Below are 12,748 nucleotides of genomic sequence, written 5' to 3' on the forward strand. Positions count from 1 at the left end.
AAAGCCAAGTTGACTATCAAGCGCGTGTTAACGAAACCGCAATGAATTAGTCACGCTTTTGCAATAAAAGGTACATAAAGTAAGAAAACTGTAATAAAATCTACACGGTGTTTTAACTAAACGTTCATTTTTAGGCGTAGTTTCCCAAGAAGTCCGTAAACTACGATTAATAACTGAAACAATCGTGTGGATTTTATGTTTCGATATTTTATGTATGCAGCACTGGTGTGCAGTTCGGTAAGCGCATACGCTGACGATAACAGTGATGCGCTTACTGTTTATGGTCGTGCCAACGTCGGCTTGTTATACAGCGATATTGCGGACCAAGATGATACGGAAGTCAAAAGCTACTCTTCACGCTTTGGCTTAAAAGGCCAGCAGTCGCTCGATAATAATCTTGAAGTGTTCTATCAATTTGAGTGGGGCGTAGACCTCGCAGGCTTTGATGAAGATGACTCTATCAGTGACCGTAATCAAATCGTTGGTTTACGTGGCGACTTTGGTACTGTCATGCTGGGCCGTTACGATACCTTCCTGAAAGACTCTCAAGGCGCTATTGACCAGTTCAAAGACTATACCGCAGACCTTAAGTACTTGTTCGAAGGTGAAGTTCGCGCTGATAACAGTCTGACTTATTACTCGCCCGCTTATAAAGGTTTCAAACTGGGCTTTACCTACGTATTTTCGGACGATGATAGTGTAGACGACGGTCAATCGTTTGGCCTCATTTACGGGGATGAAAAGCTCAAAAAGAGTAACGTTTATGCCGCGTTAGCATTTGATAATGAGGTGGCAGGCTTTGACATCGTACAATTCTCTTTCGCCACTAAGGTGAATGATTTCAAGTTAGGTTTTGCAGCTCAAGATTACCAGTCAGTGGATGGCATAATCAGTGCTCAGGGCGTGTTGGTCAGTGCCGCTAAACGCTATGGCGCTTGGGTGCCTAAGGTTCAGTATCAAGTTATTAAAGATGATGAGCGAGATCATTCGATCTCTATCGGCAGTGATTACTACCTCGGTGATAACACACGTTTGTTTGCCTTTTACACCGCTCGTAACCGCGATATTCAGCAGCAGATAACAGAAGACTACCTTTCTATCGGTGTACGTCACGATTTTTCTTGGTAAGATAGAAGCGCGATGAGCAGCTACTCTTCGGCTGCTCTATCTATTGAGCCAGATAATCGAGTGACGTCATGACGAATCTTATTGTACTTGCCATCTATTTGTTGATTGGTGTGGTGATTAAACGCGCTGGGAAGTTCCCTGATAACACTGCGCAAGTGCTCAACTTGTACGTCATTTACGCCGCTTTACCCGGTGTTATTTTTACCAAAATTCCTGACTTACACTTTTCTTCCGATCTCATTATTCCAATTATTACCCCGTGGCTACTGCTGGCAATGAGTGCCGTTATGGTATTGCTGCTAAGTCGTTGGTTTAATTGGTCGCGGGAAGTCACCGGTGCCCTGCTGATTTGTGTACCGCTAGGTAATACCTCATTTTTTGGCTTTCCGATGATTGAGGCGTTCTATGGCAGTGATGCGATTGTATATGGGTTGCTCTACGATCAGTTTGGCTCGTTCTTTGGATTAGCTATTTATTCGACAATTATTATAGCGCTGTACCGTCCACTTGCTGCTGGGGAATCAGCAGAACGTCCGCGCATTGTGGATATCATCAAGAAAATCGTGCTGTTTCCACCGTTCATTTCGCTGATAATCGCTCTAATAATCAAAGATATGGCTTACCCTGAGGTGTTCTCGGTGCTAACTGAGTCGTTGGCGGTTACATTGGTGCCTGTCATCATGGTGGCTGTTGGGTTCCAGCTAAAATTTCGTTTGCCAAAAGGCAGCAAAACGCCACTCACCGTCGGTTTATTGCTTAAATTACTGGTGATGCCAGCGGTGACATTATTGGTATTAGCATCGACCACGGGCATTGAATCGACTTTGGTACAAGTCACTATTTTTGAAGCCGCAATGCCGCCCATGATAACGGCGGGCGCGGTTGCCATCATGGCTGGTTTGGCACCGATCTTATCGGCCGCTATGGTGGGCTACGGTATCTTGTTGGCATTCATCACTTTACCGTTATTACATCAATTACTGCAGTGGTTGGCATGACTGCGTGACAATGTCACAAAAGTGACCTAGTTTAATAAAACTGTCATAATAATTGTTAATACTATGTCGCATAGTTTAACGAGTCAGGAAACCAATCAATGCCGCGTAGAATTCTCATAGTAGAAGATGAAGCACCTATTCGCGAAATGCTGAGTTTTGTCATGGAGCAACATGGTTATCAAGCCGTGGAGGCTAAGGACTATGACAGTGGTCTTGCCAAAATCGCAGAGCCCTATCCCGATATGGTGCTGTTAGACTGGATGCTACCGGGCGGTTCAGGTATTCAGCTTGCCAAGAAAATTAAGAGTGATGATTTCACGCGTAACATTCCAATTATTATGCTCACTGCGCGCGGCGAGGAAGAAGACAAAGTGCGTGGACTCGAAGTGGGTGCCGATGACTACATTACAAAGCCATTCTCGCCCAAGGAACTGATGGCACGGATGCGCGCAGTATTCCGTCGCGTTGCGCCGACCGTCTTGGATGAACCTTTAGAGATAGAGGGACTAAAGCTTGATCCTGTTTCACATCGTATTTCTACGCACGATCGTAGTATCGATATGGGACCAACAGAGTTTAAACTGTTGCATTTCTTTATGACGCATCCGGAGCGTGTATACAGCCGCGAGCAGCTACTCGATCAAGTTTGGGGTACCAATGTTTATGTAGAAGATCGCACCGTTGATGTGCACATTCGTCGCTTGCGTAAAGCGTTACATGAGCACGGTTACGATCGTTTGATCCAGACGGTTCGTGGCGTCGGCTATCGCTTTTCAAGCCGGTAACAGAAGGTTATGGATAGAGAATACAGCAGTTTTGGTGCACTTAAGGGGCTTGTTCTCTATCTAGTGCCTTTTGCCATTATTGGTGCCATATTGGGCATCTTTTGGCAAGCGATGTCGCTATCCATGGCAGGCCTTTTGATATGGCACTATTATTATCAGCAAAAATTGACCGATTGGCTCTGGAATAGCCGTAACTTAATGCCGCCCACGGCGCCAGGCAGTTGGTCTTACATTTACGACGGGATTTACCGAAACCAGCGTCGTAGCCAACAACGGCGTCGGTCGTTAGCTCAGTTACTTCGTCGCTTCCGTGAAGCAGCCGAAGCGCTTCCAGATGCAGCCATTGTGTTTCGACGTGATGGCTCATTGTTATGGAGTAACCAACTCGCGCAATTCTATTTTGGTCTTAAATGGCCAGATGACGCGGGTATGCGCCTATCAAACTTAATCCGTCATCCCGAATTCTTTAGTTACCTGAGTAAAGGTAATTTTGAAGAAGCGCTGACAATTCCCTCACCTGCCCGCGACTCGTTAGATATTGAGATTCGGGTAATGCCTTACAGTGATGATCAATATCTCTTAGTCGCACGCGATGTCACTCAAATTAAGCAATTGGATAATCTGCGTAAAGACTTTGTAGCGAATGTTTCGCACGAACTAAAAACACCTCTGACGGTATTGCAAGGGTATCTTGAAATGGTTGAGGACCCAGCGATGACTCCGCCGGCAATGATGACCAAAGCGGTGGGTGAGATGCAACGTCAAAGTGAGCGTATGCGATTGCTTATTGATCAACTGCTTGAGCTTTCTCGCATGGAAACACCATCGCATGATGTCTTTGAACGGGTAGTGGATGCACCTTCATTACTACAACAGTTGCAAACTGAGGCGGAAAAATTAGCTAAAACAAAATCTATTAATGTTCACTTTGATGTGGCGCCCGTTAAAGTTTACGGCAAAGAGGATGCGTTACGGAGTGCAATGCAAAACCTCATTACCAATGCCATTCGTTATAACCAAGAAGGGGGTGATATTCGGGTCACTTGGCAAATGGTCGGGAGTGAGGTTGAGTTCAGTGTCGAAGATACTGGGCCGGGGATTGCCTCGGAGCATTTACCAAGGCTGACTGAACGCTTTTATCGTGTTGACAAGGATAGAAACAGTGAGCGCGGCGGCACCGGTTTAGGTCTTTCTATTGTTAAACAAGCGTTGCAACATCATAACTGTGAGCTACAGGTGAATAGTGCCTTGGGCAAGGGGTCGCGCTTTTGGTTCCGTTTACCTGCTGGACTCAGAGTCACCGGCAAACGTCATTAAAGTGACTTTTTTTTGTCATAAATGTCATTAAACTGTCACACAAATCTCATAAACTGCTGAAAATACGGTCAACTGGTTTTGTGAAAGTCACGTGAGGACAAACAGCATGAACAAGTTCAACAAGGCAGTCAAACAGCTTTTAGGCCTCAGTGTGATGATGGCACTGATGAGTCCTGCACACGCGACGGATGACTTACCAAAATACGAGAAAGTGTCGGGCTTGTCCGGCAATCTATCTTCGGTAGGCTCTGATACCTTAGCCAACATGATGACATTCTGGGGTGAAGAGTTTAAACGCATGTACCCTAGCGTAAACATTCAAATTCAGGCTGCGGGCTCTTCGACTGCACCACCGGCACTGACTGAAGGTACAGCGAGCTTTGGACCGATGAGCCGTGCCATGAAGTCCAAAGAAATAGAAGCATTTGAGAAGCGCCACGGTTATAAGCCGACACCCATTCGTGTCGCGATCGATGCGCTGGCGGTGTTCGTTCATAAGGATAATCCGGTTAAAGGTCTGTCGATTGCGGAAGTCGATGGTATTTTTTCTTCGACACGAAAATGTGGTTTTCCAGAGCCTATCACTCGCTGGGGTCAACTCGGCTTAACAGGCGATTGGGCGAGTAAAGATTTGCAGTTGTACGGCCGCAACTCGGTGTCAGGTACTTATGGCTACTTTAAAGAAGCGGGGCTGTGTGACGGTGACTTTAAGGCCAATGTAAACGAACAACCTGGCTCTGCTTCCGTTGTACAATCGGTTTCAACGTCGCTGAATGCAGTAGGCTACTCGGGTATCGGGTACGTCACCTCAGGCGTTCGCGCGGTACCGATTGCCCGTGGCGACAGTCACGAGTTTGTCTCAGCAACCCGTGAAAATGCTTTGGCGGGTAAATATCCTTTAGCTCGTTTCTTATATGTTTATGTGAATAAGCACCCGAACCAACCGTTAAGTAAAGCTGAAGCTGAGTTCGTAAAGATGATTTTGTCTCAGCAGGGACAAGCTATTGTCGACAAGGACGGTTATATTGCATTGCCCCGCGCTATCGTGGATGCTGAGCTTAAAAAATTAGGTTTGCATAACGCAGAATAAACAGTGTTATTCAGTTAAATAGCCAGCGCCCATGCGCTGGCTTAACACGTTAATAGGAAAGGTATGGACAGGCAAACAGAGCAGCAACTAAAAGCGAGTCAGGCGCGCTTATTAAAAGATAGGCTGGCACGTGTCGGTGTTACCACCGGTGGTGTTTTGGTGCTGGTTGCGCTGTTGCTTATATTTTTCTATTTGCTTTATGTCGTGCAACCGATTTTTGAATCCGCTTCGGTCAAGCCGATGCATAGCTTTGACATTAAAGCCAATGACCAAACTTTGGCTCTGGGAATGGAAGAACAGGCTGAAATTGGTTATCGCTTTGGCGCATCCGGCAAAGGTGAGTTTTTTGCCTTACAAGATAATACCTTTTCAGAACGTAAAATCGGCGATGTGATTGAACAACGTATGTTAGTGCCGCAAGGCAAAATTACTAGTTTCGCGCGCTCTTTACCGGTTAATCAGCAGTTTGTCTATGGGTTAGATAATGGGAAAGCCCTTATTGTGCAGCCCAAATTCAGCGTCACTTTTCCAGAGACGGCTCGTACACAGGGTACTCGTCAAGTCGAACGACTGATTATGCCGCGCTTTGAGGTACTCAATAATGAACAACCGTTGCAAGTCGATGAGCAGGGACGTCCACTTGAGCAGTTGGCTTATGCGACGGATGGCGAAGGTATGCTGATGGCGGCAGTCACTGGTGCTGATACGTTACTGATTACAAAGTTTGCAGCAGAACAAAACTTTTTGACAGGTGAGATATCACTCACACCTAAATATGAACAACGTAAAATGACCGCTTCGATACGAGATATTGCGGTTACGCCCGATTTAAATAAAGTTTTTGCACTGATTAATAACCGAATTGTGGTTTACTCAGTCAGCATGTCCGGTGCAGTGAGTGAAAGCCAAGTGATCACGCTTAACGGGCGGCAGTTTGGCCAGGCGCAATCATTACACTTGATGCCCGGTGCCGCCACCGTATTGGTCACCCATGAAAGTGGTGTTATCTCACAATGGTTTGAAGTGCCCACTGACGAAGGACGAACGTTTAAGTACATTCGCCAGTTTGATGCCGGCGGACAAATTGTTGACTTAGAAGTCGAGGACTATCGTCGTACATTTTATGCGGTGACCCACGATGGCAAGCTGAATGTATTTCATACGACGTCTGAGGCGGACCTCTATCATGAGGCTTTGCCTAACCGAGAAACACAAATGATCACGATCGATCCGCGTGCTAACCATCTCTTAGCTGAAGCCGGTAATGAGCTAACATTATTCAAATTGAGTAATGAACACCCGGAAGTGACGTGGAGCGGATTATGGGAACAGGTTTGGTATGAAGGTTATCCAGAGCCTTCGTATACCTGGCAGTCAACTTCGGGTTCGGACGACTTTGAGCCTAAATTTAGTTTAGTGCCGATCTCGTTTGGTACGATCAAAGCTGCACTCTATGCCATGTTGTTTGCCGTGCCCATTGGTTTAGCGGCTGCAGTTTACACGGCTTACTTTATGTCGCCCTCAGTGCGTAAAGTGGTTAAACCGACTGTTGAGATTATGGAGGCACTCCCGACGGTTATTCTAGGTTTCTTGGCGGGACTTTGGTTAGCACCGATTATTGAAGCTTATTTGCCCGGTGTGCTGGCGGTGATTATCTTAACACCGTTGTCTATTATTGGCTTCGCTGCACTTTGGCAGTTATTACCGTCCCAATTGCGTAATACGTTAGGTGAGGGGCGTGCATCGTTAATTCTCGTGCCGCTTGTGTTATTCGTTGGCTGGTTATCCTTTTCAATGAGTCCGTGGGTTGAGGCCGTATTATTCGACGGCAATGTACGCGGCTATTTGACCAATGAGTTAGGCGTTACCTTTGATCAGCGAAACTCTTTGGTGGTAGGGATAGCCATGGGATTTGCGGTGATACCGACCATTTTTTCTATCGCAGAGGACGCCGTCTTTAGTGTTCCTAAGCACTTGTCTAATGGTTCATTAGCGCTCGGTGCGACACCGTGGCAAACGCTGACTAAAGTCGTATTACTGACAGCAAGCCCCGGAATCTTCTCAGCGATAATGATGGGGCTCGGACGCGCTGTCGGTGAGACTATGATCGTACTTATGGCGACAGGTAACACACCGATTATGGATTGGAATATTTTCGAGGGTATGCGCACCTTATCAGCCAACATCGCGGTCGAGATGCCCGAATCCGAAGTGGGAAGTTCGCATTATCGCATTCTTTTCCTAGCCGCATTCGTGTTGTTCATCTTCACGTTTTTCTTTAACACCATCGCCGAGTTTGTCCGTCAACGGTTACGTGACAAATACAGTTCGATGTAGGGCTGACAGTTAGAGGTTACTCATGAAGCAATGGTTTAGAACTGGAAAGCCTTGGATTTGGTTGACGGCTGGCGCGGTGAGTGTGAGCTTGGTGGCGGTTATAGGCTTAGTGTTAATGATTGGTTGGCGTGGATTATCATTTTTTTGGCCGACAGCGATTCATCAAATGACCATCGAAACAGCATCGGGCGAGACACGAACGCTTATCGGCGAAATCTATGATAGCGAAGAAGTACCTATTGACCGTGTCCGGCAATCAGGTGTTGAGGTCGATGCGAGCGAAGGTGAACTGATTACACGTTACTTGATGAAAATCGGTAACCGCGAGTATGTGCCGTTGGACTTCACTTGGGTGGTCGAGCCAACTATTGTTGAAGATAAAACACCCACTGATATGGCGATCATTGAACGTACAAAAGACGGAAATTTCTATGGCCGTATCATTGCGATTGAGCAACAAGGTGAGCGAATCGCTGGGTATGAAGAAGCCGATTTTCGCGAGGTGTTATTCGATCGTGTTGAGCGCGCAGTCGAACTGCACGATGAGGGACAAGCGCTACAGGAAGATGAAATTGGCCGGATCAACTATCAGTTGAGCGAATTAGGCTTAGAGGAACGCCGCTTAAAGCTTGAAGGACAATTAACTGAGCAGGCCTTGGCACGCCTTGAAGCGGAGCGAGAGCGGTTACAAGCGGAATACCAAACGTTAGAAAAAGCGTTGTTTGAGATTCGTGATCGAGCCGCACGGGATACGCTTATTGTCGAAGATTTTCGGGGCGAAGCGGTTGCTGTGCCGTTGTACCGCGTGTTGGATGTTAACTTCCCGAACGACATGCATTTAGTTGCAAAGATCGGTCATTTTTTCCAACAAATTGGTAAGTTTGTCTCCGAGCCACCTCGTGAAGCGAACACCGAAGGCGGTGTTTTTCCGGCAATTTTTGGTACCGTATTCATGGTGCTGTTGATGTCGGTGATTGTTACGCCTTTTGGCGTCGTCGCGGCAGTCTATTTGCACGAATATGCAGGCAAAAATCCAGTGACCAAGCTGATTCGGATTGCCGTGATTAATCTCGCGGGTGTTCCGTCGATTGTTTATGGTGTTTTTGGTCTCGGCTTTTTCGTCTACATGGTCGGAGGTAGCATTGATCAAGTGTTTTACCCAGAAGCACTACCCAATCCAACCTTTGGTACGCCGGGCGTGCTGTGGTCTGCGATTACTTTAGCGATCTTAACCTTGCCAGTGGTGATTGTTTCGACGGAAGAAGGGCTTGCGCGTATTCCAAGTAGCTTACGTGAGGGCTCGTTGGCACTAGGTGCGACTAAATGGGAAACCATCTGGCGAATTATCGTACCTATGGCGTCTCCGGCAATAATGACCGGCCTTATTCTTGCGGTGGCTCGCGCGGCAGGCGAAGTGGCACCGTTGATGTTGGTTGGGGTGGTTAAATCTGCGCCAATGCTTCCGGTTGATGGCAACTTTCCTTACTTCCATCTAGATCGCAAATTTATGCACTTAGGGTTCCATATTTACGATGTCGGCTTCCAAAGTCCTAATGTAGAGGCTTCGCGCCCGTTAGTTTATGCGACATCGTTTTTACTGATTACTGTGATTGTTGGACTCAACCTCACGGCCATCGGTGTGCGCAATCACTTACGTGAGAAATACCGTGCACTTGAGCAATAATCACTTAGCAATAGAAGGGCAGCATTGATGATTTCGGTTAGTCCAAATAATGGCAGCGAAAAATTAGACTTGGCGAATTTAACAGACGATCAGCGCGCACTCGAAATTAAAAATTTGAGTCTATACTATGGAGAAGATCGTGCGTTGCACGATATCTCGATGAGTGTCCCTAAACACGGTGTCACTGCATTCATTGGTCCATCTGGCTGTGGTAAATCGACCTTACTGCGTTGCATCAACCGCATGAACGATCTGGTTGAGAACTGCAAAGTTAAAGGCGATATTTTACTGCACGGTAAAAACATCTATGACAAGGGCGTGGATGTTGCTGCGTTACGACGCCGTATTGGTATGGTTTTCCAGCGCCCAAACCCTTTTCCTAAGTCGGTGTATGAGAACGTGGTCTATGGTTTGCGTTTGCAAGGCATTAAAGATCGCCGTGTACTGGACGAAGCCGTCGAGCGCTCACTCAGAGGGGCGGCATTATGGGATGAGGTAAAAGACCGACTGAATGCGAGTGCCTTCAGTTTATCGGGTGGTCAGCAGCAGCGCTTGGTCATTGCTCGGTCGATCGCGATTGAGCCGGAAATTTTACTGTTAGATGAGCCGACCTCAGCGTTGGACCCTATTTCGACGTTGACGATTGAAGAGCTCATCACCGATTTAAAGCAAAAATATACCGTTGTGATTGTTACGCACAACATGCAGCAAGCGGCGCGTGTGTCTGACCAGACCGCATTTTTGTATATGGGTCAGCTCATTGAATATGCCAACACCGACACGTTGTTTACCACGCCCATGGAAAAACGTACGGAAGATTACATCACTGGACGGTACGGTTAAGGAGTACAGGCATGGATAAATTAAACATGGGTAAGCACATTTCCAATAAGTTTAACGAGGAATTGGAAGCCGTGCGTAACCGCGTATTGAGTATGGGTGGTTTGGTCGAGCAACAATTAAGCGACGCCATTACGGCGATTCAAACCGCTGATGTTGAATTAGCGGAAAAGGTCCTGAGTAATGACCACAAGGTCAATAAACTCGAAGTCCAAATTGACGAAGAGTGCGTGCACATTATTGCCAAACGTCAGCCTGCGGCCAGTGACTTACGGTTAGTTATTGCCATTATTAAGACGATTGCTGATTTAGAACGAATTGGTGACGAAGCAGAGCGCATTGCTAAAGTGGCGAAGGAAAGCTTCAGTAATGATCAACAGCAGTTGCTGGTCAGCTTAGAGAATTTAGGTCATCAAATTTTGACCATGCTACGTAAAGTACTCGACGCATTTGCCCGGATGGACCTTGATGCTGCGTATGAGGTACACCGCCAAGATGAGCAGGCAGACCGTCAGTATGAGGCACTGACACGTCAATTGATGACTTACATGATGGAAGATTCGCGCTCGATTCCTAAAATTATGAATGTGTTGTGGTCCGCGCGTTCGCTTGAGCGCATGGGTGACCGTTGCCAAAATATTGCCGAATACATCATCTTTTTCGTCAAAGGAAAAGATGTGCGCCATGTCTCGCCCGAGAGCATTGAGCGCACAGTCAAAGGTGACAGAGCCCCTTAGAACAGCTGCCGGGCGCGGATCGTGCCCGGAATTGCCTTCATTTTATCAAGCAATTCGGTGCCATTGTCGGTATCAATATCCATCACAACATAACCAACGTTTTCATCTGTTTGTAGGTACTGGCCCGCTACGTTAATCTCAAAATCACTCAAGATACTGTTGATCGCGTTCATCATACCGGGTTGGTTTTTGTGGATATGTAGTAAACGGCGAGCGGTTGCGTGCTGTGGTAAAGAAACTTCTGGGAAATTTACCGCCGACAGTGTTGAGCCGTTATCAGAGTAGTGCACCAGCTTACCGGCGACCTCGATACCAATATTTTCTTGTGCCTCAACGGTCGAGCCGCCAATATGCGGCGTCAGCAAGCAGTTTTCGATACCGCATAACGGTGATTCAAAGAGGTCTTGGTTGCTTTGAGGCTCCACTGGGAATACGTCGATAGCGGCTCCAGCTAAATGACCGCTGGTTAACGCCTCAGCAAGTGCTTCGATGTCGACGACGGTGCCGCGGGAGGCATTAATCAACAAACTATTTGACTTCATTTTGGCCAGTTGGTCTGATCCTATCATCCAGCGAGTCGAAGGTGTTTCTGGTACGTGCAAAGTCACCACATCGGCTTTAGCGAGTAGCTCATCTAAGCGTTTAATAGAGCGCGCGTTACCCATCGGTAGCTTGGTCTCGACATCGTAATAGATAACCTGCATACCGAGCTGCTCCGCTAATACGCTCAGTTGACTACCGATATGACCATAACCGACGATACCAAGCACTTTTCCGCGCACCTCATACGCATGGTTGGCCGACTTCAGCCAGCCTCCCTTATGCGCTTGTGCGTTTTTTTGCGGAATTCCACGCAACAACATAATGGTTTCGGCTAGCACCAATTCAGCGACGCTGCGTGTATTTGAAAACGGTGCATTGAATACGACTACACCGTGCTTTTGTGCGGCTTTTAAGTCGACTTGATTAGTACCAATACAAAAGCATCCAACCGCGATAAGCTTTTCAGCCGCAGCGAACACTTTCTCAGTTAACTGCGTGCGCGAGCGGATACCAATCATGTGTACGTCTTTGATTTTCTCGCACAACTCATCCTCGTCGAGTGAGCCTTTGAGGATTTCGAGCTGGTCATAGCCTTGTTGCTTAAGTAACTCGATTGCGCTGTCATGGACACCTTCGAGTAATAGTACTTTAATCTTGTCTTTTGCGAGTGATGTAACGGCCATTTAGTTTCCCCAAGTCAGCTCTTTAACACCTTCTGAGGTTGCCAGTAAGGCAACATCGGCAGAACGGGCTGCAAAGAGTCCGTTGGTGACAACACCGACGACATTGTTCAGTTGTTCTTCGAGTTCAACGGCATTAAGGATATCGAAGTTGTGCACATCAAGTATCCAGTTACCGTTGTCGGTGGTCACGCCTTGACGCCAAACAGGATCGCCGCCGAGTTTGACTATTTCACGCGCAACATAGGAACGTGCCATAGGAATCACCTCAACGGGCAACGGAAATGTACCCAGTCGACCGACTAATTTGCTTTCATCAGCGATGCAGACGAACTTTTTGGCAACCGCAGCGACGATTTTCTCACGTGTAAGTGCGGCACCACCGCCTTTAATCATTTGACCGTGTTCGTCAATTTCGTCAGCGCCATCAATATAAACAGGAACTTCGGGGGCGTTGTTCAGTTCGAAAACCTCAATGCCATGTTGTTTTAGCCGTTCGGTTGAGGCGTCGGAGCTTGAGACGGCGCCTTCGATATCGTCTTTGATCTTAGCCAGTTCATCAATAAAGAAGTTAACAGTAGAGCCAGTACCGACGCCGACGATAGCGCC

11 protein-coding genes are annotated in these 12,748 nt (G+C 47.2%); 9 read left to right on the forward strand and 2 right to left on the reverse strand.

Annotated elements, in window-relative coordinates:
• Nucleotides 1-195: 195 nt before the first annotated feature.
• From ABNS04_RS11300 to phoU, 9 genes are all read left to right on the forward strand, one after another.
• On the forward strand, nt 196-1,128 hold the full coding sequence (locus ABNS04_RS11300) for a porin (protein WP_348671501.1): 933 nt from the start codon (nt 196-198) through the stop codon (nt 1,126-1,128).
• Nucleotides 1,129-1,196: 68 nt separating this feature from the next.
• Nucleotides 1,197-2,126 carry an AEC family transporter gene (locus tag ABNS04_RS11305; protein ID WP_287830410.1) on the forward strand — a complete coding sequence of 310 codons (930 nt, stop codon included), beginning with the start codon at nt 1,197-1,199 and terminating at the stop codon, nt 2,124-2,126.
• 98 nt (nt 2,127-2,224) lie between these two features.
• Entirely contained in the window at nt 2,225-2,911 is a 687-nt protein-coding gene (phoB, locus tag ABNS04_RS11310) for a phosphate regulon transcriptional regulator PhoB (RefSeq protein WP_006956340.1), read from the forward strand.
• A 9-nt stretch (nt 2,912-2,920) separates the two neighbouring features.
• Complete coding sequence (gene phoR / locus ABNS04_RS11315) at nt 2,921-4,228, forward strand: phosphate regulon sensor histidine kinase PhoR (RefSeq protein WP_006956339.1); 1,308 nt, start codon at nt 2,921-2,923, stop codon at nt 4,226-4,228.
• A 106-nt stretch (nt 4,229-4,334) separates the two neighbouring features.
• Nucleotides 4,335-5,318 (forward strand): phosphate ABC transporter substrate-binding protein PstS family protein, encoded by a 984-nt coding sequence (locus ABNS04_RS11320; protein WP_006956338.1) that lies wholly within the window; start codon nt 4,335-4,337, stop codon nt 5,316-5,318.
• 63 nt (nt 5,319-5,381) lie between these two features.
• Complete coding sequence (locus ABNS04_RS11325) at nt 5,382-7,655, forward strand: ABC transporter permease subunit (protein ID WP_272978361.1); 2,274 nt, start codon at nt 5,382-5,384, stop codon at nt 7,653-7,655.
• A gap of 22 nt (nt 7,656-7,677) precedes the next feature.
• Nucleotides 7,678-9,339, forward strand: coding sequence for a phosphate ABC transporter permease PstA (gene pstA / locus ABNS04_RS11330; protein WP_272978360.1), 1,662 nt, complete (start codon nt 7,678-7,680; stop codon nt 9,337-9,339).
• 27 nt (nt 9,340-9,366) lie between these two features.
• The gene (gene pstB, locus ABNS04_RS11335; RefSeq protein WP_272978359.1) at nt 9,367-10,182 is read left to right on the forward strand and encodes a phosphate ABC transporter ATP-binding protein PstB; all 816 of its coding nucleotides are present in this window, start codon (nt 9,367-9,369) and stop codon (nt 10,180-10,182) included.
• An 11-nt stretch (nt 10,183-10,193) separates the two neighbouring features.
• Nucleotides 10,194-10,916, forward strand: a complete 723-nt coding sequence (gene phoU / locus ABNS04_RS11340; RefSeq protein WP_006956334.1) for a phosphate signaling complex protein PhoU — start codon at nt 10,194-10,196, stop codon at nt 10,914-10,916.
• On the opposite strand, the gene serA is transcribed toward phoU, so the two are convergent.
• The gene (gene serA, locus ABNS04_RS11345) at nt 10,913-12,142 is read right to left on the reverse strand and encodes a phosphoglycerate dehydrogenase (RefSeq protein ID WP_272978358.1); all 1,230 of its coding nucleotides are present in this window, start codon (nt 12,140-12,142) and stop codon (nt 10,913-10,915) included. The genes phoU and serA overlap by 4 nt on opposite strands.
• Nucleotides 12,143-12,748, reverse strand: a 606-nt coding sequence (gene rpiA, locus ABNS04_RS11350; RefSeq protein ID WP_348671504.1) for a ribose-5-phosphate isomerase RpiA, incomplete at its 5' end; no start/stop codon positions are given.

Origin of the sequence: uncultured Idiomarina sp. (genome assembly GCF_964010655.1) — a bacterium.
GTDB lineage: Bacteria > Pseudomonadota > Gammaproteobacteria > Enterobacterales > Alteromonadaceae > Idiomarina > Idiomarina baltica.

Coding starts and splice junctions, on each gene's coding strand:
- ABNS04_RS11300 (WP_348671501.1), top strand. CDS start 196: ATGTTTCGATATTTTATGTATGCAGCACTGGTGTGCAGTTCGGTAAGC.
- ABNS04_RS11305 (WP_287830410.1), top strand. CDS start 1,197: ATGACGAATCTTATTGTACTTGCCATCTATTTGTTGATTGGTGTGGTG.
- phoB (WP_006956340.1), top strand. CDS start 2,225: ATGCCGCGTAGAATTCTCATAGTAGAAGATGAAGCACCTATTCGCGAA.
- phoR (WP_006956339.1), top strand. CDS start 2,921: ATGGATAGAGAATACAGCAGTTTTGGTGCACTTAAGGGGCTTGTTCTC.
- ABNS04_RS11320 (WP_006956338.1), top strand. CDS start 4,335: ATGAACAAGTTCAACAAGGCAGTCAAACAGCTTTTAGGCCTCAGTGTG.
- ABNS04_RS11325 (WP_272978361.1), top strand. CDS start 5,382: ATGGACAGGCAAACAGAGCAGCAACTAAAAGCGAGTCAGGCGCGCTTA.
- pstA (WP_272978360.1), top strand. CDS start 7,678: ATGAAGCAATGGTTTAGAACTGGAAAGCCTTGGATTTGGTTGACGGCT.
- pstB (WP_272978359.1), top strand. CDS start 9,367: ATGATTTCGGTTAGTCCAAATAATGGCAGCGAAAAATTAGACTTGGCG.
- phoU (WP_006956334.1), top strand. CDS start 10,194: ATGGATAAATTAAACATGGGTAAGCACATTTCCAATAAGTTTAACGAG.
- serA (WP_272978358.1), bottom strand. CDS start 12,142: ATGGCCGTTACATCACTCGCAAAAGACAAGATTAAAGTACTATTACTC.